The organism is Sphingobacterium detergens, assembly GCF_003610355.1.
GTDB classification, from domain to species: domain Bacteria; phylum Bacteroidota; class Bacteroidia; order Sphingobacteriales; family Sphingobacteriaceae; genus Sphingobacterium; species Sphingobacterium detergens.
This window is the reverse complement of the sequence record NZ_RAPY01000001.1, coordinates 1,108,442-1,133,655: the sequence shown is the minus strand read 5'-3', so window position 1 is coordinate 1,133,655 and position 25,214 is coordinate 1,108,442. Positions and strand designations below refer to the sequence as shown.

Sequence of the window (25,214 nt, the reverse complement as noted above, 5' to 3'; positions counted from 1 at the left end):
ATTAGCAAACAAAAAAAATTACATATGAAAGAATTAAAGAAATTAATACCTATGATTGCTATTGTACTATTATGTGGTACGACCTTGTTTTCCTGTAAAAATTCCTCCAAAAATAATAAGGAGGGAAGCGGACAATCGGATAATATTGCCCCGAGTGATGCCGATGAAACAAGGTACAACTTGAGTGAGCAGCAAAAGATGAGTATGCAGAAGGATACGACCTTACTGGACTCCACACAAAAGGATAGTTCAACGGATGTCAAACATTAGACATGTTATCAGCGCGTCTATAGAAACTGTTAATAAAAAACTCCCTTTACGAAGGGAGTTTTTTGATTATGAACGAATCGCCTTGATTAGGTTTTCCTTAGTCATTTTATGGCGGCCTTTTATCCCGATTTTCTTTGCTTCCGTAAGTAATTCTGCTTTACTTCTTTCATCCAAATCAGCGCTTTTTCCACCTTTTTTTCCAGAATCAGGCGTATTGGCTATACGAGCGGATTTTTCCTTACTGTAACCTTCACGACGTAAAGCTTCGTATTTCGCATCATCTTTGATCTGTTTGCCATGATTTTTAGTCATATCGTTTTATTTTTAATCTTTGATTATAAGCCTTTTTCCTCCACATCCTCCTCCTGGTCAGTATCGGGCGTATAGATATCCTCTTCTTCATGATCCGGTTTCTGCGGATGTTTGTCATGTTCTGGATCGATATGGTCCAGATCATCTCTGTCACGTTGCTCTTCCTCTGTCGGATCGGGACCGTTAGCACTTTCCGGATAATAGTTATCCGGTGTTACTTCTTTGAAGTCAGGAACCTTTGGAGCTTTGCGTACGGGTATGCCGCTATCCGTACCTGGACTATTGCCGATAGGGTCTATTTCGTTTAGTAGTATAAAAGCATCTTCAAATGTCATCGGCGCACCACTACGAAATTGAATTGTTGTTCTCATCATTCCTTTTTACAGATTGAACAGCTGTCAGCATCGAATCGTTGTTTTTTTTGTGCGATGGAGCTGCTATTGGATGGGATAAGATAGTTTCTGTACTAAAAATGAAATTAATAATAAATACAAAACTTTTCAACCATGTAGCTTGTTATTAAACTAAAGTAATTTATTAAAAAAGATACTATGAGAAAATTTGCACTACTTTTATTGGTTACAGGCGGTATTTGTTTACAGGCAAACGCGCAAAAGATCGAAACTACACCACAGATGTCCTCCGATGTCGGTGTTGAGCCTATCCGTCAAGGCAACTGGATGGTCGGTGGATCAATCGGTAGTCTGGGTTATAGTTTCGAAGGAAAGTCATTTAATGCTGCACTACAACCGCGCGCAGGCTATTTTGTGTCAGACGGTTTAGCAATCGGCGCACAGGCTAACCTTGGATTGCGAACACAGAAGGATGCGGACAACGAATGGACCTATGGTATAGCACCTTTTGTTCGATACTATTTTCCTCAAGGTGGCTCGTCCACAGGACGGTTTTTCGGTCAGGGTGACATCGGTATCTCTGGGAGCTCGGTTGGAAAAAGTGCTGCATTGGCATTAGGAGCAAATGTTGGTTATGCGCATTTTATTACTAGAACTGTAGCCTTGGAAGCAACTTTCGGTTACAATTATAGCAAGGCCAGCATTAATACCGGTACTGGAGCGAGTGGTTTGGGAGTAGGCGTTGGGTTCCAGATCTACTTGCCAGGTAAAAAATAAAACTTACTCCATGGGAGACCTTTAACATCAAGTTTCCATTCCGAAAGGTTTGGAAACTTTTTTTTTCAGCGGACCATGTTTTTCCGGGTATTCCCAATGAAATTAGGGAATCGGAAATCCTAGGTAGGGGACTGGAATAATAGTATGACTCCTGCCATGACCAATAGTTGGGCTAGGTAGTCGAAAGATAAACGGACGTATAAATACGGTGGACTTAAAATTAAACACTTGTTCTGTTTTTAGTCGTTGAATTTTTGAAACATTTAATCTTTGACAACTGTTCTATCATTAGAAAAGACAATAACAATGGTGAAAACAAAAGATATCGGATTGATACTTAGAGATCGAATGGGAAAATGGTCTTCCTACAATATTCCATTGCTAAAGGAATGTCATCTGAAGGATAAGATCGTTAGAAGCAACGAACTTGAAGGCATATTTGTTATCGGGAATATTGCCACAGGTTTGTATATTTTTTCACTTTATAAAAACCGCTTCATTGATCTAATGGGTAAAAGTATCGGAATGGAAGAAATATGTGAACATTTCGATGAATATAAACAAACGTTGATATAAAAACTTTAATATAATATATAGTATATCATTTCATTTTTAAACTAAAAAGAAGTATTATGAGTAATTTAACATGGAAAGGACGTTGGAACGAGTTAAAAGGAAAAGTAAAGCAACAATATGCTGATTTGACCGATGATGATTTGTTATATGCAGAAGGTAAAGAAGATGAGTTGTTGGGTAAGTTGCAACAAAAAACTGGTAAGACAAAAGAAGAGGTGGAAGATTGGTTAGATAAAATGTAAGCATTCGATTAATTGTAAACTTACATATAAGAAGAGAATGCGGTCAATTTAGTTGACCGCATTTTTTGTGCTTTATAATGAAAAGATGGGCTTGTCCAATTTAATGGCGAGCCGATATACAGCGTTCATCAGTCCTACGTGGCTATACGCCTGTGGGAAATTGCCCCATTGGCTACCATTATCTTCCGTAACATCCTCACTGAATAAGCCCAAATGGTTACTGTAGGTCAACAGCTTTTCCAGTATTTCTTTTGCTTCTTCAACTCTTCCTACGCAGGCCAAAGCTTCCACATACCAGAATGCACAAACTAAAAAGGTAGATTTGGGTTTGCCAAAATCATCTTGGTGTTTGTAGCGGTAAAAGAGTCCATTTTCACCTTTCAGTTCTTTTTCAAGCATTTCGAGATGTTGCCAAGCCCGATCTGATTTGGGATCTAAGTAATCCATGACAATCAGTTGTAGTGTGCTGGCATCTAAATTTCGGCTGTTCAACGCATTTTGGTAAACTTTTCTTTCTTCGTCATAGCAAGCTTCAATATAGGTGGCTGCCTTTTCGAGCAAAACAGTGGCGCGCTGTTCCATATCTTGATAACCATTTTGGCGGGCGATAAGCAAAGCAGCCTTGCAGCCGACCCATTGAAAAAGGTTGGAATAACAATGGTGATTGGCAAAATTTCTGAATTCCCAGATTCCGGCATCTTTCTCATCGATCGTTGCTTCGATTTTCTCTAGGATAAAGTTTACCCAGCCCAGTACATTTTTGTTCTCGTGGATTTTGAAACGTTGGTCTGTAAACAGTGGGAGCAGGGCTATCATTGCCTGGCCATAAACATCATTCTGGATATGTTCGAATGCTTGGTTGCCGATGCGCACGGGACCGTTGTCCTGATATCCCTTTAGATCAGGTAGGATATGTTCCGTCAATTCAGAGGTTCCCAATATGCCGTATAAGGGTTGAAGCCTGCCCGGGTTGTGGTGCGTAATACCAGCGATATAGTTGGCAAAACTTTCCATTTCTTCAAACTGACCAATATGCGTCAATGCGGTCAGTACATAATAGCTGTCACGGACCCAGCAATAGCGATAATCCCAGTTCCTCCCTGAGCCCGGAAATTCGGGTAGGCTGGTGGTCGATGCGGCAATAATAGCTCCTGTATCTTCATATTGGTGTAATTTGAGTACCAGGGCCGAACGAATCACTTCTTTTTGGTAAATATTGGGGATACTACATCTTTTAATCCAGCGCTGCCAGTAGCTCAATGTTTTGATAAAGAAGTCTTCACAGGTGCTGGCAATCGCAGATTCGAAAGCTGCATCATAGGTCAATATAAGATATTTATTCTCGCTGATAATTGTCCAGCTGTCCTCTTGAAAAAAATGTGATATCGGTACATCTGTCGTCAGGCGAATGCGTTCGCCGATATCAGCGCTACTATAGAGAATATGGTTGCTTCCCCGCGTAGCTTTTAACGTATTACGACCATAATTTCCCGTGGGTTGACATTGAATATTAACGCTGGGTGCACCGCGTAGCGGTTCTATTTTACGGATCAACATCAGCGGTTTAAAATATCGTCCAAATTGTTCGAATCGGGGTGCGAAATCTGTAATGCGATAGGCAAAGGATTCAGTATGGATTTCTGTACAGAGGATATTTGAATTTTTGATGTAGTACTGTTTCGTTTCTACAATTTCTTCTTCGGGTTTTACGACGAAACAGCCCCCTTGGTTTTTATCTATTAGACCACCAAAAACGAAACTATCTTCAAATGATGGCCAACATAACCAAGAGATATTACTGTTAATGTCTACATGCGCTATATAGGAACAGTTGCCAATTATACCCGCTTGATACATATGTCTGTTTGCTGTCTTATTTTCCTTCATGATTTATAATAAGTTGATTTAAAAATTGAAGTACATCTTCCTGTTGATCCAAATAATATTTTGCTGCCGATTTATTGTTGCCAACTTTGATGCTAATAGTTGAGCGGGGCAGGTATTTGAAAAGATCTTCATCGGTGACATCATCACCGATAGCCAATAAAAAATCGGCTTTAATATGCCCTGCGATTTCTAGTGCAGCTTTTCCTTTGTTGACTTCGGTATTCTTAACTTCAATTACGGCATTTCCATCAAGGAGCTGTAATCCATAGTCATTTAACATAGGATTTAAAATTTCCTTCAGTTCTGTCGCTTTGAGTTCTCCGAGTCCTTGTTCCACTTTACGGTAATGCCAGGCCAAGGAGTATGGTTTGGCTTCTATATAGGCACCGGGTGTCTGATCAGCTAACTTTTCCATCAGCTTTTTGACTTCGGGCATCCAGTGTAGTGCCAAGCCCTTTTTGTAGGCCCAGTTAAAGTTGGGAAAATTAGACCATATCCCATGTTCAGCGACCAAATAGTAGGAGCGTCCGTCAAACCAGGTAGATAGGCTCTCCTGTGAACGCCCGCTGATGATGACCAACGTATTGAGCGGATCGGCGATAATACTATCCAGGAGATTGTACAAAAGAACGGTTGGGCTGGCTTTCTGGGCATGATTTTGAAATTTGACCAGTGTGCCGTCATAATCCAAAAAAAAGAGCCTGTTATGGCTTTGTTTGTACCGTTCAGCTATACTGTTAAAAACTTTATCTGAAATTCGCCTTGCCCATTCATCACGTTGTATGGCCTTTGTTTCTGCCATTCGATCTAGAAAAAGGCGAACCCAATGATGCACGTTAAACTTCTGTATAATCTGGCGATTAGCTTCTGTACGTTCGCGAATCTCTTCTGGTGGCATTCTAATCGCATGATAGATACTATCCGCAGTTTCAGTTCGGTTGTATGGGTTGATAATAAGCGCATCTACGAGTTCCTTCGAAGCACCTGCAAATTCACTCAGAATCAATACACCATCAGAATTGGTCTTACAGGCAATATATTCCTTGCTAACGAGATTCATACCATCTCTCGTCGAAGTAATCATACATATATCAGATGCAATATAGAGTCCTATAAGTTCTTCAAATGGAAGGGATTTATAAAAATAGAGTACGGGAGTCCAACTCAGATTGCCATAAATTGAATTAATCTCGCTTACTTTTCGGTTGATTTCATCTTTCAGTTTTTTATATTGTGACACCTTATCTCTGGACGGAACGATAAGCATATACAGTACGACTTTTGAATGCCATTCTGGATATTTTTCCAGGAAGGTCAAGAAAGCACGTAGTCTTTCCAATATTCCTTTGCTATAGTCAAGCCGGTCTACTGATATTATTATTTTTTGGTCTGGAAAATGACTGCGAAATTGGGTAGCGATGGCATTAACTTCGGGAAGGGAACTCGTGTGGACAAACTTGTCGTAGTCTATTCCCATGGGAAATGATTCGACAAATATATGTCTATCGCTGTATTTGAGTTGATTGTGACCACAAGGTACATGCAATACTTTTTTACAGGCATTAAGAAAATTTTGGCTATCTGCAAATGTATGAAAGCCAACAAGATCGGCGCCAAGTAAACCCTCAATGAGTTCTTTCCGCTGTGGAAGGTTCATAAATAATTCCTCCGATGGGAAGGGGATATGGTGAAAATAGCCGATATTGAGTTCCTGATTTTCTTGACGTAATAATTGCGGCAGCAACATGAGCTGATAGTCCTGTACCCAAATAAAATCCGGAGCATCTTGTATCGATAATGCAGCATCACAAAATTTTTTATTCACAGCAACATAAGTCGACCAGTATTCCTGATCAAAGTGAATATAGCTCGGCTGATAATGGCAGATCGGCCAGAGGACCTCATTGGAGTAACCTTCGTAGAAGTTGTGGATTTCCTCTTTTGATAAGAAAACGGGTAGCAGATTCATCGGCTTGAGTAGTGCGATGATTTTCTCCTTTTCACTGTTATCTTTAGGAACTATTCCGGGCCAGCCAACCCAGCAGATTTCAGTAGAGTCAAAGGCCGAATTTAGGCCAGTAGCCAAACCACCGGCACTAGGTTTGATGATAAGCTTGTCTTTTTTTCGTTCTATTTGTATCGGCAGTCTATTTGAAATTATTATTTTCTTTTTATTCTTCATAAAAATATTAGATCGATTTATTTGCAGTGTAGAAGAGTTATAATGAATATAACGATGGGTGCGTATCTATATAACTGAACAAACCCTAGCTCAAAATCGTTTTGATTAATTCAAATAAAGTCTATTGGTGATTTTTATCGGACTTAAATAGAAAATTTAGGTAATAGTTAGTTCCGTTTTACTTTTAGCTGTAAATGGAGTCGATAACTATTTCAAAAAAAGACCTGTAGTATTCGCTACAGGTCTTTTTATGGGGGGCAGTCTTAAGAAACGCTCGGGATATCTATTTTTTCTTTAACGAGTCGGTCTCTCATAAACTCATCGAGGATTGTCCCCAATCGCCCCGAAATTTCACCAAGGATACTTTCCCAATCTTTTACTGTACCATCACAGTTATCTGAAACGATCTTGATACTGTGAAAAGGCAGATTTTTGAGCAAGCAGAAATTTGCCAGCGCATAGGATTCCATATCAAAGGCCAAAGGGTTCAGGTGTTTGATATCTTGATAGAAGGCCGTATTGACATTTATAAAACGATCTGAAGTCAGCAGTGCCTCTTCGTAGTTAAATTCGTCAAGAGAAACCGATTCGATTACTCCTTGTCCTTTTAGGAAAAGTGTATTTTCTAAAAAGAATCCATCTGTATAAGCATCGCCCTGAGCATAGTAGCTCGGATACAAGACATGCCCAATTGGGTATCTTGTGCATCCGATCGTGCCGACATTCAGTAGAACAGGATTGATGCCCAGTGCCTTGATGTCTTCATAGAGCGTTGCCAACGACAAAAGCGCGTTTACTTTTCCAACACCTATTTCATAGATGAAGGTTGATTTATTTTCGGTAGTAAAAGATAATTCATTTTTATTTGCTACCAGAATGATTGTTTCAATCTCTTTGTTAAGAATCATTTAATTTTCTTCAATATAAGGGTATTCGAAAGCGAGCTCTCCAGCATTGATTAAATGCAAGAAATTGACACAGGCTTGTTTCGATGTAGTGAAATCCATGAATGTGTAGTTACCACAGCTGATCGGATTTTGAAAAGGTACTTCGTATCCTTCAGTCAAAATCGTTTCCAGCACTTCTTTCATCAATTCGGCTACAGCTTGGGGACTTCTGTCTGTACCCGCTAAGACCACATAAAATCCGGTGCAGCATCCCATTGGACCAACATAGATGACTTCATCACCCAAAATTGTTCTAATTTCTGTCGCAAAACAATGCTCCAATGTATGCATCACCTCCGGAGACAACATGCGTTCCGGCGAATTTGGTCTGATCATGCGGATATCGTAAGTCGTATAGCTTTCAATAGCGCTACTATTGGTATTGGAAGCTTTAGCATATATCCCTTGTTTCAATTTGGTATGGTCTACCGTGAAACTATTTACTTTTGCTTTTTCTTTTGTATACATCTTATTCTGTACATAGCTATAAAGTCCAGGACTTTACAGGGGTTAAAAGTTGAATTTATAATTCCTACAAAGGTAGTAGATATTATTGAAAAAGATGGATGAAAAAACTATTTTAACACTTCATAATGTTCCACTGTCGGGAAGGGGTCATAATAGTGATGTAATAGTTTTTCCCATTCCTTAAATAATTGAGATTCTCTGAAACCTACTGTATGATCCTCTAAAGTTTCCCATTCGACCAATAGGATGTATTGGTTATCCTTTTCAAGGCATTTGCGGAGTGAATGTGTTATATACCCTTTGCTGGCGCTAATGTACTGGCAAGCAGTTTTATAATCACGTTCGAAATTAGACTGTTGTCCCTCGATAATTTGTAGTACGGCTACTTCTAAAATCATAATTTGTTTTTTTAAATATATAGTCAAGTAAATATATCAAATATTTCCACGATAAAAAAGGTCTAAGTGTCAGTAATGATAGCTTTCAGGCCCTGAGAAGCAATAATGTCTAAAACGAAAGGTATCCCAGGGTTGCGGTTTTCGGCATTCCATACCAAAGATAAGGTAGTTCGTTGTGCTAAGCCATCCAGTTCAAGAAAACGCACATCAACCTGATAACCATTTTTTAAAGACGCCGGTACAATGGCAACCCCGAGCCCCTGTGCCACCATATTAAATATGGTTAATGCATTTACCGTCCGGAGTGTAACTTTTGGTGTAAACTGATGATCCTGAAAAATACTCATGACCAAATCATAATAGGAGTGACTGTAATTTTTGGAAAACAGAATAAAAGATTCGTTCTTCAATTGGTATAGATCAGGTTTCTCCTGTTTTAACAAGGGATGATTGTTTGGTAGTACCAGACTGAAATGTTCCGTATGGATAGGAAGGCTATGCAATCCTATCGGTGTTTCGGAAAGACGGACAAAACCGAAATCAAGTTCTTTTTTTTGAATAAGATCCAATTGTGTTTCATTGGCAAGTTCGTGTAGTGACAGTTCGATGTCGGGTTGCTTTTGTTTGAGGGTGAGCAACAACTGAGGTAATATTGTTTGTACTGCCGATCCGATAAAGCCCAACTTTAGGGTGCTGATCTTGCCGTTGGCCAAACTCTGGAGCTGCGTTTCAATCTGATCTAGATGCCTAAACAGTTCTTTCACCTCGTCAAAGAGATAACCTCCGGCCTCCGTTAAGGAGACATTTCTTTTATTGCGCTCAAACAGCGTTACATGATAGTTTTCCTCCAGTTGCTTGATCTGTCGGCTCAGACCCGGCTGGGCAATGAAAAGCCGTTCAGCAGCTTTTCTGAAATGGAGCTCTTCGGCCAATACTTTAAAATAAAGAAGATGTCTAAGTTCTATTTGATAATTCATGGTTATCAGTTGATGATAAAAATGGTATTTCTAATTATTAAATATAGCGGCTAAATTTGATAAAAGCTTTATAACAATGGAAAAATTTTTATACGGTAGTGGACATTTAACCAGTTCCATTGCCTTGGCAATAGCAAAAGGGGAGGTTAAAGGGGAGATCTCAGCAGAAGTGAAGGCAGCTATCGATCAGAGTGCAGCCTATGTACGCCAGATTGTCGAACGTGGGCAGGTGGTTTATGGTATCAATACCGGCTTTGGTCCGCTTTGTACAACACTGATTGATGCGGATCAGACGCAGGTGCTGCAGGAGAATATCCTAAAGAGCCATGCTGTAGGGATGGGCGAGCCCATCGCAAATGATTTGGCCAAAGTGATGCTTATATTGAAAGTTCATGCATTGGCCAAGGGCTTCTCGGGTGTTCAGTACAGTACATTGGAACGTATAATATGGCATATCGAGCAGGATGTTATTCCTGTTGTACCCAAACAAGGTTCAGTTGGTGCGTCGGGGGACCTGGCACCCTTGTCCCATCTTTTCCTGCCCCTGATTGGGCTTGGCAAAGTGAATGTCAAGGGTGAGATTTATACAACGGCAGATATTCTAGCGCAACATGGTCTTAAGCCTGTTCAATTAGGTGCTAAGGAGGGATTGGCCTTGATCAATGGGACACAATTTATGGCTGCTCATGGTGTGAAAGCTGTTAGCGAGTTCAACAGAGTACTTCAAAATGCAGATATTATTGCCGCATTGATGATTGAGGGACTGAATGGATCCATTAAACCTTTCTTTTCCGAATTACATCAACTGCGTCCACACGCTGGCAATCGCTATGTTGCTTCAAATATCCATTCCTTACTTTATGGGTCAGCTATTTTAGAAAGTCATAAAGATTGTTCGCGCGTTCAGGATCCGTATTCTTTACGTTGTATCCCACAGGTACATGGCGCTTCACGTAATGCATGGCTTCACTTAAAGGATACAATCGAGGTTGAAATCAACTCGGTAACAGATAATCCTGTTATTATAAACGACGAATTAACGATCAGTGGCGGTAGTTTCCATGGACAGTCTATTGCCTTACCTTTGGATTACGCTACACTTGCCGTATCGGAAATAGGTAATATATCAGATCGGAGGGTGTATTTATCCCTGGAGGGGCAAACCAATGGGGTGCCTAAGTTGTTGATGAAATCGACAGGACTTAATTCTGGTTTTATGATTCTTCAATATAGTACAGCTGCTATTGCCAGTGAGAATAAGGGTTTGTGTTTTCCTGCAAGTGCGGATAGTATCCCAACATCACTGGGACAAGAAGATCATGTGAGTATGGGGTCCATTTCTGGTAGAAAGTTACTACAGGTGATCGACAATGTGGATAAAATACTAAGTATTGAATTGTTATGCGCAGCACAGGCGAAGGATTATCATCACCCGCTGCGGTCTACTCCGGCATTGGAAGCGGTTCATGAACGCATACGGCAGTTTATTCCACATATTGAATCCGATCAGCCAATGGAAGCTTTGTTAACGAATGCATTGGAATTGGTCAAATCGGGCGAACTGATTACCCTACGTCAGCAGACTAATCCGCAGCAAGATGTTGAGACCGCGTTGGTAGAACGTTTTGATATATTTTAGATTGGCATATCATGGAAAAAGATTTAAAACTTATAGGTCCTTTCAGGCAATTATTGACAATGGATCATATTTCATTGAAAGGTGCTATAAAGGATAACGAATTACAGATCATTGATCATGCTGGCATTTTGATTGAAGGAGAAATCATTCAAGAGATAGGTGATTTTGACCTTTTATGTCAACAATGGCGGGAAAGAGCTACCATCATCCATCTTGAAGGTGATCAGGTCGCTTTACCAGGCTTCGTGGATTGCCATACCCACATTAGTTATGCAGGGCAGCGGGCAAATGATTTTGCGCTTCGTAACGCAGGCTCTTCCTATCTGGAAATTGCGGAATCCGGTGGGGGAATTTGGAGTACGGTATCCCAGACAAGAGCCAGTGCCGAAGATGAACTGGTACAACTGACTATCGATCGCTCCGATTTTTTATTGCGCCAGGGTATTACAACTATCGAAGTTAAAAGTGGTTATGGTCTTCAGGTTGAAGAAGAACTTAAGATTTTGCGCGCTATTAAGAGGGCAAATAGCCAAACTGCTGCGGATCTAATACCGACTTGTCTAGCGGCACATATGCTGCCTCGGGACTATAAGGGATCGGCGAAAGATTACCTTGATTTGATGGAGGCAGCTCTCTTCCCAGAATTGAAAGCACAGCAGTTGGCCAATCGGGTGGATGCTTTTATTGAAAAAACAGCATTTGACGCCGAAACGATCAGACCGTACTTGCAACGGGCCAAAGAAATGGGCTTCGATTTGACGGTTCATGCAGATCAGTTCAGCACCTCCGGAAGTCAAGTTGCAGTGGAATTAGGAGCACGATCCGCTGATCACCTTGAAGCATCTACTGCAATCGAAATTGAGCTTTTGGCACATTCAGATACCGTTGCGGTGGCATTGCCTGCGGCATCTATTGGTATCGGTTGTGCTTTCACACCGGCACGCAAACTGTTGGACGCTGGTGCAAGTTTAGCAATCGCAAGTGACTGGAATCCAGGTTCCGCACCGATTGGCCAATTGCTGACCAGTGCCTGTATATTGGCAACAATGGAAAAGCTCAGCAACGCGGAGGTTTTGTCAGCATTGACCTTCCGGGCAGCACATGCCTTGAATCTGCATGATCGCGGCAAGCTGGTTAATGGAATGCGAGCGGATTTTAGTTTATTTCAGACCGATAATTATCAAAATATCACTTATTATCAAGGAAGTATGCAGCCTTCGGCTGTCTGGAAAAATGGTAAGGAAGTGTTTTCAATTGAACGATGATGGACAATGTATTTAGTCGTGTAGTCGCAGAAGGTATCCCTTCGCAGCTACCCCCGAAGATAGCGCGTGATCTGACTGTAAGTCATGCACCACGACGCAAAGATATTCTTTCTAAAAAAGAGGAAAAGCTTGCGCTCAGAAATGCCCTGCGTTACTTTCCAAAATCATGGCATGCGGAATTGGCACCGGAGTTTCTGGCCGAATTAAAAGCGTACGGAAGGATCTATATGTATCGCTTTAGGCCAAGTTATGAAATGTATGCACGTCCGATAGCAGCCTACCCGGCAAAGAGTAAACAAGCAGCTGCCATTATGCTGATGATTCAGAATAACTTGGATCCTGCTGTTGCCCAACATCCCCATGAGCTGATTACTTATGGCGGTAATGGTGCCGTATTTCAAAATTGGGCACAATACCGCCTGACGATGCATTATCTTTCGCAGATGACGGATGAACAGACGCTCCATATGTACAGTGGGCATCCAATGGGTTTATTTCCATCTTCGGAGCATGCTCCCCGGGTTGTTGTCAGCAATGGTATGATGATTCCGAATTATTCGAAACCCGATGATTGGGAGCGGTACAATGCGCTTGGTGTCACCCAATATGGGCAGATGACTGCAGGTTCCTATATGTACATTGGCCCACAAGGTATTGTGCACGGAACAACAATTACGGTCATGAATGCCTTCCGTCGGCAGCTTCCAGTTGGAGAGTCTATCCAAGGAAAAGTGTTTTTGACCTCCGGCCTCGGGGGGATGAGTGGTGCACAGCCGAAAGCAGGCAATATTGCTGGCTGCATTACTGTCTGTGCTGAGGTCAATCCTACAGCCGCGAAAAAAAGACATGAGCAGGGTTGGGTAGATGTATTGGTGGAAGATATTGCCCAATTGGTGGAGCAGGTTCGCGTAGCGATGGATAAAAAGCAGACGATATCCTTTGCTTATATTGGTAATATTGTGGAGGTCTGGGAAGCCTTTGACCGCGAGCATATTTATGTGACTGTTGGATCTGACCAGACATCGCTTCATAATCCCTGGTCTGGAGGTTATTATCCAATGGGCTTATCGTTTGACGAGTCCAATGTGTTGATGGCCACCGATCCGGATAGATTTAAGCAGCTTGTTCAGGCAACTTTAGTTCGTCATGTAGATGCCATTAATAATCATGTTGCCAAGGGTACATATTTCTTCGACTATGGCAATGCATTTCTGTTAGAAAGTAGTCGTGCTGGGGCGGCAATATTGGACTCGGAGGGAGATAAATTTATATATCCATCTTATGTTCAGGATATTTTAGGGCCCATGTGCTTTGACTATGGTTTTGGTCCGTTTCGTTGGGTATGTACCTCCGGCGAGGCCGCAGATCTGGAAAAGACAGATCTGCTTGCAATGGATGTACTGACATCGCTTCAGGCAATAGCGCCAAAGGAGATCCAACAGCAGATGTTGGATAACATCCAATGGATCAAGGAGGCCGGAAAGAATAAGTTGGTTGTAGGCTCACAAGCCCGTATCCTGTATGCAGATTCTAATGGCCGTATCGCGATAGCCAAAGCATTTAATGAAGCCGTTCGAAATGGAGAACTTGCTGGTCCAGTCGTATTGGGACGTGATCATCACGATGTCAGTGGAACGGATTCCCCTTATCGGGAGACGAGCAATATCTATGACGGAAGTCAGTTTACCGCGGATATGGCGATACATAATGTGATAGGTGATAGTTTTCGAGGTGCGACCTGGGTTTCCATTCACAATGGTGGCGGTGTTGGCTGGGGCGAAGTAATCAATGGTGGTTTCGGAATGTTGCTTGATGGTTCGGCATCCGCAGACGGTAAACTGGAGAAAATGTTGTACTTTGATGTGAATAATGGTATCGCTAGGCGTGCCTGGGCACGTAATAAAGAGGCAAATCAAGCCTTGGATAGTGCAATGGCAAGTAATCCGACGCTACAGGTTACCCGCGCACAAATGGTGGACGACCATATTATTGATGAATTGTTTAATGACAACGAATGAATCTTTTACATAACCAGCGGGACTTATATACCAGGGGAGACCAGGCCGTCTGGAAAGGGCGAATCGACGGCGAACAAAGGGATTGGATGCGCTGGCATCAATTGATGGAATGCACAGACCTGTTGGTCGGTCCCAATTTGAATCAGTCAGCGGTGTTCCTGGGGTTTTGCAGTGACGAAGGTGTCGCCCGCAACCAGGGACGGGTGGGTGCGAAGGATGGACCTGGTGCTATACGAAACGTACTTGCTAATCTGCCGGTTCATTTTTCATCTGAACTAAAACTTAAAGATGCTGGTGATATTTTGCTTAAAGATAGCGATTTAGAATCTGCTCAATTGGCGCTAGGTTATGCTGTGTCTTCAATTCTTAAAGCAGGTGGATTTCCTATTGTATTGGGCGGTGGACACGAGGTGACTTATGGGCATTATCTCGGAATAAAAGATTTTGTGGCTGATGGTGGACATAAGGTCGGTATTATCAACCTGGATGCTCATTTGGATATGCGTGCGCTTGCTGGAGGGCAGGGGAATTCAGGAACAGGATTTTACCAGATTGAAGCGGACCGTGAAGGTATGGGCCAATCGTTTCATTATATGGCAATTGGTATACAGGAGATCAGCAATACAAGTGGTCTTATCAACTATGCAAAGTCCAAGCATACGCAGATTATCGAACGAAGAGATCTGGTTCCAGGTAAGCTTAATGCTATTAAGGAGCAAATTGAAGTATTTGCCAGTCAGGTTGATTATATATACTTAACTGTCGACCTGGATGCTTTCGCGGCTCCTTATGCACCTGGTGTAAGTGCACTAGCCTTTAATGGCATTGTTCCGGATGATCTATTTTTCGATTTGTACAGCGCTATTATGGCGCTGCCTAATTTGAAATCCATGGATATCGCAGAGTTAAACCCATATTTTGATATCGATGCCCGTACAGCAAAACTGGCGGCAGATCTTATCTTTAAATTTCTAAATAGGTTTTAATCGATCGTATTTGGATAGGTCTTGGTGAAATAAGACTTGTATAAATGATAAAAGCAGGTTAGATCTTTCATAGAAAGATCTAACCTGCTTTTATGCTTTCTCGTTGCATTAAAAAAGTACATCAGCCAACTCCGCTTCTTTGTCAAAGACAGACTTTGCAAAGGGACACAGGGGGAGGATTTTGAGATGTTCTTTTCGGGCAAAGGCTACGGCAGCCATCAATAGTTGTTTGCCTAATCCCTTGCCCGTATAGTTTTCGTTGACTTCGGTATGGTCAATGATAAACTTTGTTGGTCCAGCCCAGGTATATGTCATTTGTGCAGCTGATTTTCCTTGATCTACTACCTCAAAACTGCCATGTTTTTCGTCGTTTTTATGTACTACTTCCATTGATGATAATTTGATGTGTTATATAAAAGTATATCCAAAATAAACAAAATCTGGTCAACATTATCCTCGAATTGTTTATCCTGTCGAATATTGCTGAAAATTGACTAAGTGATGTTAGGTTGATCGGGATTAATCAACGTTGTCTAAGGGCTGTCTGCTCTTTTTGCCAAATAAATGCTAAAATATATAGATATACTAAATATGTTAGTATATTTGTTTTAGGAATGACTATGAATCGGAGCAAAAAACAAGAGTTTGCCATTGTGGATATAGAAACCACAGGGGGTAATGCAAAATCCAGCCGGATTACTGAAATTGCAATCGTTATACACGACGGTAATCGCGTCCTGCATCGTTGGGAGACTTTGGTAAATCCTGGTGTTGAAATTCCGAATTCTATTTTTGCACTTACGGGTATCGACAATGAGATGGTTGCGGATGCGCCATTATTTGAGGATGTTGCACCGGAAATTTATGCATTATTGAAAGATCGGGTTTTTGTTGCACACAATGTTAATTTTGATTATTCCTTCATTCGTTTTCAGCTTCAGGAGGCCGGAATAGACTGGTCTTCCATTAAATTATGTACCGTACGCTATGCCCGTAAGATCAAACCGGGGCTTTTATCCTATAGTTTGGGCCGTTTGTGTGATTACCTCGATATACCCATCGAAAATCGGCACAGGGCAGGTGGTGATGCCGATGCAACAGCGATTCTTTTCGCTTATCTTCGTGCGCTCGATACAACGCAGGTGTTTCAGGAAATGATCAAACATAAGGCTATCGATCAGCGGTTTCCACCGCATTTAGATCGGAAGGAATTTGAGCAATTGCCCGATACCGCCGGTGTTTATTATTTTCACGATAGAAATGGGAAGGTGATCTATGTGGGGAAGGCGGTCAATATCAAGAAAAGGGTGTTATCCCACTTTACAGGTAACAATATTCAGGCGCAGCGACAAAATTTTTTAAAAGAGATCTATCACATTAGTTATGAGTCTTGTGGCACAGAACTGATGTCCCTGTTACTGGAATGTACGGAGATTAAACGACTTTGGCCCAAATATAATCGGGCACTCAAACGGTATGAACCAAAATTTGGTTTGTTTTGCTATGAAGATCAAAATGGGTATCTCCATTTGGCAATAGGTAAAATGAATCGGATCCAAGATTGTATTCAGTTATTTCAACGGGAATACGATGCCATTCAATTATTACAGTCCTTTATGAAAGAAGGGGAAATTAGCGCTCAGTTTTGTCATTTTGGCACTGCTAGTTTGGCAGCTAAATCCGTCAGTCGAGCTGATTTTCCTGACAAAGCACTGCATAATACACGTGTGGAGCGTTGTATTGATGAATGGTTAAAGCAAAGACCATCTTATGTATTTATAGATAAGGGGCGGAGTATAGAAGAAAAGAGTTGTATTGTCATTGAAAATGGCCGGTTTTATGGCATGGGCTATATTGATCTATATGGTCAATATGCTGATTTAGCAGATATCAGAACCCAGGTAAAGGTTTATCCAAGCAATCATTATATGATGGAGCTGGTCAGGCAAATGGCTGAACGCTATCCCAATAAGGTGCATTTTCTGACTCAAAATCCGGCTGGGCTTATAGCTGCTGAACCTGACACTGATTATGACAAAATTGCCACAGACAAGCTCTTCCAATAAGTTGATCTATTATTCGATAATATAGTCAGGGGACCCAGAAAGCGGAGATTCGTCATATCAATCTCAGCAATTTGTTAAAAAAATGTGAAATATAAAATCGACACTCTTTTTGGTCTGATAGTTGAAATATTCCTTGTGTAGAATAATAAAAAAAGACTTTTCATAATTTAGGTTAATAATTGGTTAGTTAAGACCTGGGGCTCCCAACCTCAGGTCTTCTTTTTTATATACAGAGACAGCGTCTGTCGTTGCTCCTATAGATGGAAGGTGCTTGCGAGATGAAATTAGACCTTGTTCTTTTTGTTAAAAAAGCACTTTTGGCTATTTTATCTTGTAACAGTAATGGTTTGTATATCAAGTTATTGTGATTTGTCCCCCCTTTTGTCCCCCCTTGTTTTTTTCTCTACCGGGTTAATTTGACTTACTTTAGTGCATACATACTGTAATGGCGGAATTAGTAAACAAATATGGGGCGTTTTCTAAAAGTAGCTACGGTATATCTTATCCATATCTTTATATATAAAAAGGGCCTAGGCCCTTTTTTTTGTCATTCTGATGGAGATGTCTACTTTGTAGACAGTAGAAAATGCCGAATTTTTTGCTTCAATAAACCTAGACCTAGATTTTGATATAGATATTCTTTTTTCTGAGGAATAAGGCTACTAACCAATTGAGGAAAACAAAGAACAGGGCGAATAATACTGATCCTAGTGCTTGGTTTGTGCAGTTTCCAAATATCGCTTGATAGCTAAAATCCCAGAGGTTTTGTTTTGTATTTGGTATCAAAATAAGGGCACATAGGCTGGGAACAATTCCACTCAGACAATAGATGAAAAGTGTGTTCTTACCAAAGTCGTCAAACACACTGTATAGCGGACCTTTGATCTTTAGAAATTCAATCAGATAAATTAACAGACTCAGAAAAGCTAAGGCTATCCCAGTTGTGAATAGGCAATAACTGCTGGTCCAGATCTTTTTATTGATGGGGAAGGCAAAAGACCATAAATATCCGGCTACAATCAAGGCCAGTCCCCAGGCAAATAGCCTGATCAGCTCTTTCTTTCCCGCTAATCTTTGAATAATATATTTTCCGGTAATATAACCAAAAACAGTTTGACTGATTGCAGCGGGTGCGCTCCAGATATCTTCGGGATCAAATGCTTTACCTTCACCATGATAAAGGTGGGAAGCACCGAAAAGCTTGACGTCCAAAGTCGTTCCAAACCATCCTTCCAAGCTATAGGGATCATTGGGGTTGGCTATATAGCAGATTAACCAATAGAAAAGCAGCAGAAAGATACTCGTGATAACGGCTCCCTTGTCTTTGAGGTAATAGATTAATAGTGCACTGCAAAAATAGCATAAGGCAATACGTTGTAAAACACCAAAGTAGCGGTATTTTTCCGTGGGCAGCCACTCCAGCTGATGCTGGCTATTCCATTCCACAAAAGGGAAAATATTTAATAAGAAGCCGATCAGAAATAATAATAGAAATCTTTTGCTGATTTTTTTTAGAAATACCGCAGAGGGGATTTCTTCCATTTTTTTTAAGGAGAAAGCCATTGAATTTCCTACGGCGAACAGGAAAAAGGGAAAAATAAGATCTGTAAATGTACAGCCATGCCAAGCGGAATGTTCCAGCTGCGGATATACATGGTGGTAATTCCCTGGATTATTGACCAGTATCATGGCTGCAACGGTAAATCCACGAAATATGTCTAATGATTTAAAGCGGTTCATAAATTGATATAAAAAAGGCCGCTTTAGTAAATTCAGTTCAACTAAAGCGGCCTCGGGTTGGTCACTAATAGCCTGGATTTTGAGTTAGGCTAGGGTTTGCCTGCATTTCCAATAATGGTATTGGTAATAGGAGGCTATTTTGGTTAAAATTATATTTTATTGGAGTAGGGGTACTTATATTTCCTTCGTTACAGGTAAACTTGAGCTCGTTTAGCTTGTTCATAACGTCCACGGTAACACCATAACGATTTAGATCATCCCAACGTTGTCCTTCGAAAGCAAGTTCCAGTCGGCGCTCATTGAGTATAATAGATTTCAGCTGACTTGCATTACCTGTTGTGATATCGGGCAGCCCTGCGCGGTGGCGGATGATGTTAAGCGTATTCATTGCTTCGTTTGAATTGCCTAAGGCATTTAAAGCTTCAGCCTTTAACAAAACAATATCTGCTAGACGCAGTAAATAAAAGTGGTCTCCACTCTGAAAACTATTGGCGTGTTTTTGTTTGACATTAAAGGGGATTTTGGTATTGCCATCTGCACAAGGGTTCCAGAATTCATCAGCCCAAGGGACAGAAAAGAACCATATATTGGCATTTTTTCGTTTGGTGTCACCCGCTTTGTCATAAGCATCTACAAGATCTTTAGAAGGAGTGCCATATCTGCGCCATTCATTTTCATTGATCAGTCCATTTCCATCCAGATCGGGGAAAAAGAAGGCACCTCCCCAACAACTTAAATTGGGACTTCCGGCAACATATGGGATTTCTATAATTGACTCATTATTGTAGTTGTGTGCGCCATCAAAGAGGTCAGCATAGTTTTGAAGCAGTTGATAGCCACCTTTTCCGTTAATTACTGCATTTGCGTATTGGAGAACTTTGTTGTAATCCCGATCTGGGCGCTGTGCCCATATCTTGGTCAGGAGGGCATTTGCGGCACCTTTTGTTGCGCGAACTTTGTCGATGGAAGGTTGGCCAAATCCGTCAGGTAGATTGTTTACGGCAACTTGCAAATCCGAATCTATAAAGTCATAAACCTCTTCTACAGTTGATCTTTTGATACGGATGACTTCTGGATCTGTGCTGTTCGAGTGTTTTTCCAGCGGAACACCACCATACAATTTGACCAGCTGGTAGTAATGGAATGCTCTCAAAAAGGAGGCTTCCCCTAAAATTTGTTTACGCCGCTCTTCTGAAAAAGTAGGGTCAGTGACTTTTCCCACATTGTCAATGACAATATTACATTTTGAAATGGCTCCATATAATTCTTCCCAGTCCCTGCGTACCATATCATTGGTATTGGTGATGGTGTTGAAATCAATTTGCCCAAAGTCAATCTCGCCACCACCCGCAGCGTGTGCATTGTCAGAGCGGATATCAGTTTGTAAAATCATCTCCCATTGGTAGTAATTGGCATTACTTCCTGGTCTTGTACCATTTCCGATGAATGAATTATAAGCGCCATTCATCGCTTTTTCGATATTATCACCTGTCAGGTAAGCATTTTCACTGGTTACCGTAGATGTTGGTTGTACGTCCAAAAACTTCTTACAGGAAGTGAAGGATAGGGATGCCATTAAGGCTATTGTGAGCGACGTATATAGATTAGATCTCATGTTATTCAAATTAAATGGTTAAAAGGTTAAGTTTAAACCAACAATAAAGGTGCGTGCCTGTGGTGAAGTACCGAAATCAATACCCGGAGACATATTGGAGCTCACAACTTCTTGATTGGTTGCACTGTACATACTGACCTCGGGATCCAAACCGGAGTACTTGGTAAAAGTCAATAGGTTTTCACCGGTCACGTAGAAACGCAGCTTATTAATTTTCCATTTCTCCAGGACCTGTTTGGGTATGGTATAGCCGAGTGTTAGCGATTTTAATCGGAGATAGGATCCCTTTTCAACAAACCGGGAAGAGATTTTGGTATTGTAATTATCCTCCGTGGTGTTTAAATCGGGACGTGGTATCGTGCTGTTTTTATTTGTTGGACTCCAACGGTTAAGGACTTCCGCACTTTGGTTTCGAGGCTCCCACATACCTTCTGTATAAATACGTGTTGCATTGAGGATGTCGTTACCCTGTACACCTTGCAAGAAAAAAGATAAATTAAAGTTTTTGTAACTGAAATCGTTTGTCATCCCGTAAGAAAATTTAGGTGTAGCATTACCAATAACAGCCATATCGCTCGTCTGAAGGCCTGCATCGGGATCAGCCATCTGATAGATCATATCGCCGGTTTCCGGATTGACACCCTTGGCTACGTATCCCCAAAAGGTGCCTAAAGCAAGGCCTTCTTTGGCGATGGTACTGTTTCCACGACCGTCAATATTACCATCGTAATAGGTGCCGCCATCAATATTCAGAACTTTGTTGCGATTGAGACCAAAGGTTAGGGTTGTATTCCATTTGAAGTCCTGGACAAAATTCCGGCTACTTAATTCAAACTCAAAACCTTTGTTCTGTAGATCGCCAAGGTTCCTTAAGACTTTGGCATATCCCGAACTATAAGGTACACGCGAATCAAGTAAAAGTCCTACTGTTTTTTTTGCGTAATAGTCTGCCGCAATAGTCAATCGGGAGTTTAGAAAACTCGCATCAAGACCAATATCCGTCTGGTTTGTTGTTTCCCATTTCAGGCTAGGGTTGTCCAGCGTGATTGGTGTGTAGCCCGGTACAACCTGATCGCCAATGACGTACGATCCTGTCACATCTATTAAGCCAAGGTAGGCGAAGGCCGGTATCTGGCTGTTTCCGACTTTACCCCAGCTCGCTCTGATCTTTAAATCGTTGACTGTATTTTTCCAGGCTTGGAAGAAACCCTCATTTGATATGCGCCAGCCTGCTGAAAAGGAAGGGAAATAGCCCCAGCGGTTGTTGGGGCCAAATACCGAAGATGCATCTGCTCTTAAATTGGCTGTAAATAAATAGGTGCCATTATAATCATAACCGATTTTGGCGATACCAGAAACGGTCGTGATTGTAGCATCCTTTGCAGTAGGCATTCTTGTAATCATCGATCCGCCATTAACGGTATGGATCGCTGGATTGGCGAAGTTCTGCGTACTTATACTTGAACCTGTTGTTTGTGTTTTGGTGGTAATATACCCCAATAAACCGGTGAAGTGATGTTTTTCATTGAATGTCTTATCATAGTTTAGGGTGTTTTCAGACATCCAATACTGATTATCCTGCTGGTCCAGCTGGGCCATTCCCTTATATTTCCGGCCTTCGGTAGTACGAAATGGATCGACAAAACTACGGTATTGATTGTTGTATTTCTCGTAGCCAAATAAAGTTTTGAATTTTAGTTCAGGGAGGATATTCGCCTCAGCAAAGATATTTCCGGTGAATCTGTTGTTGACATAAGAATGTTCATTTCCGGTAGCCAATGCTACAGGATTATCAAGGTCTGTATAAAAAGGGTCTACGGTAAATGCACCTTTGTCACCGTAGATTCCAATCACTGGGGAACCTAAATAAGCATTCATAATAACACCATTCCGTGTATTTTCGGGAATATCCACATCATACCAGCGGTTATAAGACATGCTCGTTCCTACTTTGAATATCTTGTTGATCTGATGATCGAGATTGACTTTGAAATTGACTTTGTTGACTGTATTTGTAATGACGGTACCATTATCTTTCTGATACGATCCTGAGATGTAAAACCCGGTCTTTTCATCACCACCACGTACAGAGGCCTGATATTTTTGGCTATGCCCCGTGCGGAACAATTGATCTGGCCAATTGGTATCTGCTGAATATTTGGACCAATCGGCTGTTTCTCCAACTTCGGTCATCAGATCTTTGTATTGCGCAGCATTTAATACCTTTGGTCTTTTCCAGATTGTTGAAAAACCCTGATAAGTTTCGAAATTTACTAATGTTTTGCCATTATTCCCCCGTTTGGTTGTAATGAGGACGACGCCATTGGCACCCGAAGAACCGTAGACAGCTGCAGATGCGGCATCTTTTAACACCGAGATGCTCTGTATATCTGAAGGATTGAGTTCGGAGATATTTTCTGTAGGAACACCATCCAGAATATACAAGGGGTTGCTACCGGCCGTGATAGTCGACGTTCCGCGTACACGGATAGAGAAACCAGCCTGTGGCTGACCCGAGGATTTGACGATTTCTACTCCAGCCATTTTCCCTTCCATGGCGCTAGCTAACTGGGTTACCGGTCTGTCTTCAATATCCTTTGTGTTCATGGTAGCAATCGCTCCGGTAATATCTTTCTTCTTCTGCGTTCCAAAACCTATCACAACGATCTGTTCCAGTTGATTATTTGCCGTTTTCAGTTGAATCGTCAAGGGGTTGCTGTTGCTGATCGTATTATTTACTGTTTCATAACCTACAGAACTAAAGCTTAGTTGTTGTGTCGGTGCGCCTTCTATACTAAACTCGCCTTTACTGTTGGTTTCGGCCTGGCGGCCATTATCAATATTTCGGATGGTGACGCCCGCTAGCGGTTTTCCGTCCATATCAACGACTTTCCCTTTGATCAGCTGTTGGACAGTCTGATTATTTGCCTGGGCTATATCAATTTTCCTCTTTAATACGATGGTGTTGTTGACGATTTTGTACGAATACGATAGTTCTTTTAGGTTATCATTCAAAATTTCTTCAATGGAGCCGTCCGTATGATGGATCAAAATCTTTTGATTGTCATTGATCTGAGAATTGTCGTAAAGAAATACATAGGAACTTTGCCGTTCGATTTCTCGCGCAAACTTTGCTAATGTATATTCTTTGTCATGTAATTTAATTTTGGATTGACTCACCAAGGCGATAGCCTTGTTATTTACAGTCGCTAGGCACTGGATGGCAAGTAGGGCACCAAATAGTTTTGCCCGTTTATGCGCAAAATGATTCGTTGTAACTTTATACATAATTTAGTTGGTAAATGTGTTCTATATTTTTATACGTTAGAGTTCTACTTCAATTTTGTTGTTTTTTAATTGGCATTTAATATCTAGGAAGTTGAGTGTTTCAATCAATTGTTGCGCGGTGGAGTTGCGTTTTATTTTTCCGGTCAGTTCACGTTTTTCATTGGTTCCTTTGTAGATGATATCCACATTATACCAACGTTTTATAGCGGAAAGGGCTTCCTTGACCGGTGTAGATTCGAAATAGAAGAAGCCATTTTTCCAGGCTATCGCTTCTTCAATGTTCACGTCCTGGACAAATAAATTGTTATTCCTGCTAAATGCGGCCTGACCTGGTTTTAACATCTTGGATTGACCAGATTGTGTCACCTGTACTGAACCTTCGACAAGGGTGGTCCTGTTGTTCTCGTTCGGATAAGACTGTACATTAAAATGCGTTCCGAAAACCCGGATGATCTGCTGGTCTGCATTGACGTAGAAGGGTTTTTTCTTATCTGGTGTAACCTCAAAATAAGCTTCACCGGACAATGTTACCTCCCTGTTGTTGGATGCGAAAGTCTCGGGAAAGGTCAGTTTGGAGCCAGCATTTAACCATACCTTACTGCCATCTGCAAGTATGATATTATATTCTGTACCAATTGGTGTTTCTATGGTATTTGTTCTATGACCAGGATTACTGTTACCGGCGGTAAACTGATATTGAACCGTACCTTCGGCAGTCGTCGTGATCTTTACCTTTGCATCTTGATGGAGAATATGCTGTTTATTGTCGGATAGATCTATTTTGGTTCCATCTGCTAAGGTTAATACAGCAGCTTTTGTCCCAGGATGAACCTCTTTTTGAACTGTAGCTATTTTCGTTACTTGCTCATAGTCCGTGTGCTGTACGAGATAGAGTGGAAGTCCAAATAAGAGTAACAATGCCGCAGCAATTCCAGCCAATTTGTACCATCTGGAAATCGGTTTGATTTTGGAGCTTTCTATTTGCTGCTTGATATTCGAAAATAAACGTTCCTTAAGCTCTTGCTCACTTGTTGCGATTTGCTCGGGAATAGGGAGGGGTTCTTCACTATTTTCTTTATACCATTGCAGTAAATACGCCTCTTCTTCTTCCGTACAGGTGCCTTGAAGCCATTTATAAGCTAATTGCTTAATTTCAAATTGATTGTTATCAACCATATTTAGGGGTTATTTTCTATATAGTTCCCGAA

The 25,214-nt window shown here is 41.3% G+C and carries 22 protein-coding genes; 9 read left to right on the top strand and 13 right to left on the bottom strand.

Going from position 1 to position 25,214, the window contains the following annotated elements:
• Positions 1-24 precede the first annotated feature (24 nt).
• Positions 25-270, top strand: a complete 246-nt coding sequence (locus DFQ12_RS04945; RefSeq protein ID WP_120257887.1) for a hypothetical protein — start codon at positions 25-27, stop codon at positions 268-270.
• Between the two features lie 66 nt (positions 271-336).
• On the opposite strand, the gene DFQ12_RS04940 is transcribed toward DFQ12_RS04945, so the two are convergent.
• Both DFQ12_RS04940 and DFQ12_RS04935 read right to left on the bottom strand, forming a co-directional pair.
• Positions 337-582: a DUF7218 family protein gene (locus DFQ12_RS04940; protein WP_120257886.1), complete on the bottom strand. Its 246-nt coding sequence runs from the start codon at positions 580-582 to the stop codon at positions 337-339.
• 23 nt (positions 583-605) lie between these two features.
• Complete coding sequence (locus DFQ12_RS04935; protein ID WP_147420331.1) at positions 606-956, bottom strand: hypothetical protein; 351 nt, start codon at positions 954-956, stop codon at positions 606-608.
• Positions 957-1,133: 177 nt separating this feature from the next.
• Between DFQ12_RS04935 and DFQ12_RS04930 the strand changes: the two genes are divergently transcribed.
• The 3 genes from DFQ12_RS04930 (at position 1,134) to DFQ12_RS04920 (ending at position 2,530) form a co-directional block, all read left to right on the top strand.
• On the top strand, positions 1,134-1,712 hold the full coding sequence (locus DFQ12_RS04930; protein ID WP_120257884.1) for a hypothetical protein: 579 nt from the start codon (positions 1,134-1,136) through the stop codon (positions 1,710-1,712).
• Between the two features lie 306 nt (positions 1,713-2,018).
• Entirely contained in the window at positions 2,019-2,288 is a 270-nt protein-coding gene (locus DFQ12_RS04925; protein ID WP_077434091.1) for a hypothetical protein, read from the top strand.
• Between the two features lie 56 nt (positions 2,289-2,344).
• Positions 2,345-2,530 (top strand): CsbD family protein, encoded by a 186-nt coding sequence (locus DFQ12_RS04920; protein ID WP_104382022.1) that lies wholly within the window; start codon positions 2,345-2,347, stop codon positions 2,528-2,530.
• 72 nt (positions 2,531-2,602) lie between these two features.
• Here DFQ12_RS04920 and DFQ12_RS04915 read toward each other — a convergent pair whose 3' ends face one another.
• The 6 genes from DFQ12_RS04915 to DFQ12_RS04890 form a co-directional block, all read right to left on the bottom strand.
• Positions 2,603-4,417, bottom strand: coding sequence for a glycoside hydrolase family 15 protein (locus tag DFQ12_RS04915; RefSeq protein WP_120257883.1), 1,815 nt, complete (start codon positions 4,415-4,417; stop codon positions 2,603-2,605).
• Positions 4,404-6,599 (bottom strand): bifunctional alpha,alpha-trehalose-phosphate synthase (UDP-forming)/trehalose-phosphatase, encoded by a 2,196-nt coding sequence (locus DFQ12_RS04910; RefSeq protein ID WP_120257882.1) that lies wholly within the window; start codon positions 6,597-6,599, stop codon positions 4,404-4,406. The genes DFQ12_RS04915 and DFQ12_RS04910 overlap by 14 nt, the downstream gene beginning before the upstream one ends.
• Positions 6,600-6,862: 263 nt before the next feature.
• On the bottom strand, positions 6,863-7,507 hold the full coding sequence (locus DFQ12_RS04905; RefSeq protein ID WP_120257881.1) for a 5'-methylthioadenosine/S-adenosylhomocysteine nucleosidase family protein: 645 nt from the start codon (positions 7,505-7,507) through the stop codon (positions 6,863-6,865).
• Positions 7,508-8,014, bottom strand: a complete 507-nt coding sequence (locus DFQ12_RS04900; RefSeq protein ID WP_120257880.1) for an S-ribosylhomocysteine lyase — start codon at positions 8,012-8,014, stop codon at positions 7,508-7,510. It abuts the gene before it with no gap.
• A 107-nt stretch (positions 8,015-8,121) separates the two neighbouring features.
• On the bottom strand, positions 8,122-8,412 hold the full coding sequence (locus tag DFQ12_RS04895) for an antibiotic biosynthesis monooxygenase family protein (RefSeq protein WP_120257879.1): 291 nt from the start codon (positions 8,410-8,412) through the stop codon (positions 8,122-8,124).
• A gap of 62 nt (positions 8,413-8,474) precedes the next feature.
• Positions 8,475-9,389: a LysR family transcriptional regulator gene (locus DFQ12_RS04890; protein WP_120257878.1), complete on the bottom strand. Its 915-nt coding sequence runs from the start codon at positions 9,387-9,389 to the stop codon at positions 8,475-8,477.
• A gap of 76 nt (positions 9,390-9,465) precedes the next feature.
• On the opposite strand from DFQ12_RS04890, the gene hutH reads away from it, so the two are divergent.
• The 4 genes from hutH to hutG are packed head-to-tail and all read left to right on the top strand — an operon-like array spanning position 9,466 to position 15,297.
• On the top strand, positions 9,466-11,028 hold the full coding sequence (hutH, locus tag DFQ12_RS04885) for a histidine ammonia-lyase (RefSeq protein WP_120257877.1): 1,563 nt from the start codon (positions 9,466-9,468) through the stop codon (positions 11,026-11,028).
• A gap of 11 nt (positions 11,029-11,039) precedes the next feature.
• Positions 11,040-12,293: an imidazolonepropionase gene (hutI, locus tag DFQ12_RS04880; protein WP_120257876.1), complete on the top strand. Its 1,254-nt coding sequence runs from the start codon at positions 11,040-11,042 to the stop codon at positions 12,291-12,293.
• On the top strand, positions 12,290-14,311 hold the full coding sequence (locus DFQ12_RS04875) for a urocanate hydratase (protein WP_120257875.1): 2,022 nt from the start codon (positions 12,290-12,292) through the stop codon (positions 14,309-14,311). Before hutI ends, DFQ12_RS04875 begins: the two co-directional genes overlap by 4 nt.
• Positions 14,308-15,297: a formimidoylglutamase gene (gene hutG / locus DFQ12_RS04870; protein ID WP_120257874.1), complete on the top strand. Its 990-nt coding sequence runs from the start codon at positions 14,308-14,310 to the stop codon at positions 15,295-15,297. Before DFQ12_RS04875 ends, hutG begins: the two co-directional genes overlap by 4 nt.
• Positions 15,298-15,405: 108 nt before the next feature.
• Here hutG and DFQ12_RS04865 read toward each other — a convergent pair whose 3' ends face one another.
• Positions 15,406-15,687, bottom strand: coding sequence for a GNAT family N-acetyltransferase (locus DFQ12_RS04865; RefSeq protein ID WP_120257873.1), 282 nt, complete (start codon positions 15,685-15,687; stop codon positions 15,406-15,408).
• A gap of 230 nt (positions 15,688-15,917) precedes the next feature.
• Between DFQ12_RS04865 and DFQ12_RS04860 the strand changes: the two genes are divergently transcribed.
• Positions 15,918-17,363 (top strand): exonuclease domain-containing protein, encoded by a 1,446-nt coding sequence (locus DFQ12_RS04860; protein ID WP_244211678.1) that lies wholly within the window; start codon positions 15,918-15,920, stop codon positions 17,361-17,363.
• Positions 17,364-17,981: 618 nt separating this feature from the next.
• Here the strand turns inward: DFQ12_RS04860 and DFQ12_RS04855 are convergent.
• The 4 genes from DFQ12_RS04855 to DFQ12_RS04840 all read right to left on the bottom strand — a co-directional run bounded on the left by DFQ12_RS04855 (position 17,982) and on the right by DFQ12_RS04840 (position 25,182).
• Positions 17,982-19,103 (bottom strand): acyltransferase family protein, encoded by a 1,122-nt coding sequence (locus tag DFQ12_RS04855; RefSeq protein WP_120257871.1) that lies wholly within the window; start codon positions 19,101-19,103, stop codon positions 17,982-17,984.
• A gap of 64 nt (positions 19,104-19,167) precedes the next feature.
• Positions 19,168-20,718 carry a RagB/SusD family nutrient uptake outer membrane protein gene (locus tag DFQ12_RS04850; protein ID WP_120257870.1) on the bottom strand — a complete coding sequence of 517 codons (1,551 nt, stop codon included), beginning with the start codon at positions 20,716-20,718 and terminating at the stop codon, positions 19,168-19,170.
• Positions 20,719-20,736: 18 nt separating this feature from the next.
• A complete protein-coding gene (locus DFQ12_RS04845) occupies positions 20,737-24,006 on the bottom strand; it encodes a TonB-dependent receptor (RefSeq protein WP_120257869.1) in 3,270 nt (1,089 codons plus the stop codon).
• A gap of 36 nt (positions 24,007-24,042) precedes the next feature.
• Complete coding sequence (locus DFQ12_RS04840) at positions 24,043-25,182, bottom strand: FecR family protein (RefSeq protein WP_120257868.1); 1,140 nt, start codon at positions 25,180-25,182, stop codon at positions 24,043-24,045.
• Positions 25,183-25,214: the final 32 nt, after the last annotated feature.

Coding starts and splice junctions, on each gene's coding strand:
- DFQ12_RS04945 (WP_120257887.1), top strand. CDS start 25: ATGAAAGAATTAAAGAAATTAATACCTATGATTGCTATTGTACTATTA.
- DFQ12_RS04850 (WP_120257870.1), bottom strand. CDS start 20,718: ATGAGATCTAATCTATATACGTCGCTCACAATAGCCTTAATGGCATCC.
- DFQ12_RS04895 (WP_120257879.1), bottom strand. CDS start 8,412: ATGATTTTAGAAGTAGCCGTACTACAAATTATCGAGGGACAACAGTCT.
- DFQ12_RS04930 (WP_120257884.1), top strand. CDS start 1,134: ATGAGAAAATTTGCACTACTTTTATTGGTTACAGGCGGTATTTGTTTA.
- DFQ12_RS04935 (WP_147420331.1), bottom strand. CDS start 956: ATGATGAGAACAACAATTCAATTTCGTAGTGGTGCGCCGATGACATTT.
- DFQ12_RS04925 (WP_077434091.1), top strand. CDS start 2,019: ATGGTGAAAACAAAAGATATCGGATTGATACTTAGAGATCGAATGGGA.
- DFQ12_RS04855 (WP_120257871.1), bottom strand. CDS start 19,103: ATGAACCGCTTTAAATCATTAGACATATTTCGTGGATTTACCGTTGCA.
- hutI (WP_120257876.1), top strand. CDS start 11,040: ATGGAAAAAGATTTAAAACTTATAGGTCCTTTCAGGCAATTATTGACA.
- DFQ12_RS04915 (WP_120257883.1), bottom strand. CDS start 4,417: ATGAAGGAAAATAAGACAGCAAACAGACATATGTATCAAGCGGGTATA.
- DFQ12_RS04845 (WP_120257869.1), bottom strand. CDS start 24,006: ATGTATAAAGTTACAACGAATCATTTTGCGCATAAACGGGCAAAACTA.
- DFQ12_RS04900 (WP_120257880.1), bottom strand. CDS start 8,014: ATGTATACAAAAGAAAAAGCAAAAGTAAATAGTTTCACGGTAGACCAT.
- DFQ12_RS04865 (WP_120257873.1), bottom strand. CDS start 15,687: ATGGAAGTAGTACATAAAAACGACGAAAAACATGGCAGTTTTGAGGTA.
- DFQ12_RS04890 (WP_120257878.1), bottom strand. CDS start 9,389: ATGAATTATCAAATAGAACTTAGACATCTTCTTTATTTTAAAGTATTG.
- DFQ12_RS04875 (WP_120257875.1), top strand. CDS start 12,290: ATGATGGACAATGTATTTAGTCGTGTAGTCGCAGAAGGTATCCCTTCG.
- DFQ12_RS04910 (WP_120257882.1), bottom strand. CDS start 6,599: ATGAAGAATAAAAAGAAAATAATAATTTCAAATAGACTGCCGATACAA.
- DFQ12_RS04860 (WP_244211678.1), top strand. CDS start 15,918: ATGAATCGGAGCAAAAAACAAGAGTTTGCCATTGTGGATATAGAAACC.
- DFQ12_RS04840 (WP_120257868.1), bottom strand. CDS start 25,182: ATGGTTGATAACAATCAATTTGAAATTAAGCAATTAGCTTATAAATGG.
- DFQ12_RS04920 (WP_104382022.1), top strand. CDS start 2,345: ATGAGTAATTTAACATGGAAAGGACGTTGGAACGAGTTAAAAGGAAAA.
- DFQ12_RS04940 (WP_120257886.1), bottom strand. CDS start 582: ATGACTAAAAATCATGGCAAACAGATCAAAGATGATGCGAAATACGAA.
- DFQ12_RS04905 (WP_120257881.1), bottom strand. CDS start 7,507: ATGATTCTTAACAAAGAGATTGAAACAATCATTCTGGTAGCAAATAAA.
- hutH (WP_120257877.1), top strand. CDS start 9,466: ATGGAAAAATTTTTATACGGTAGTGGACATTTAACCAGTTCCATTGCC.
- hutG (WP_120257874.1), top strand. CDS start 14,308: ATGAATCTTTTACATAACCAGCGGGACTTATATACCAGGGGAGACCAG.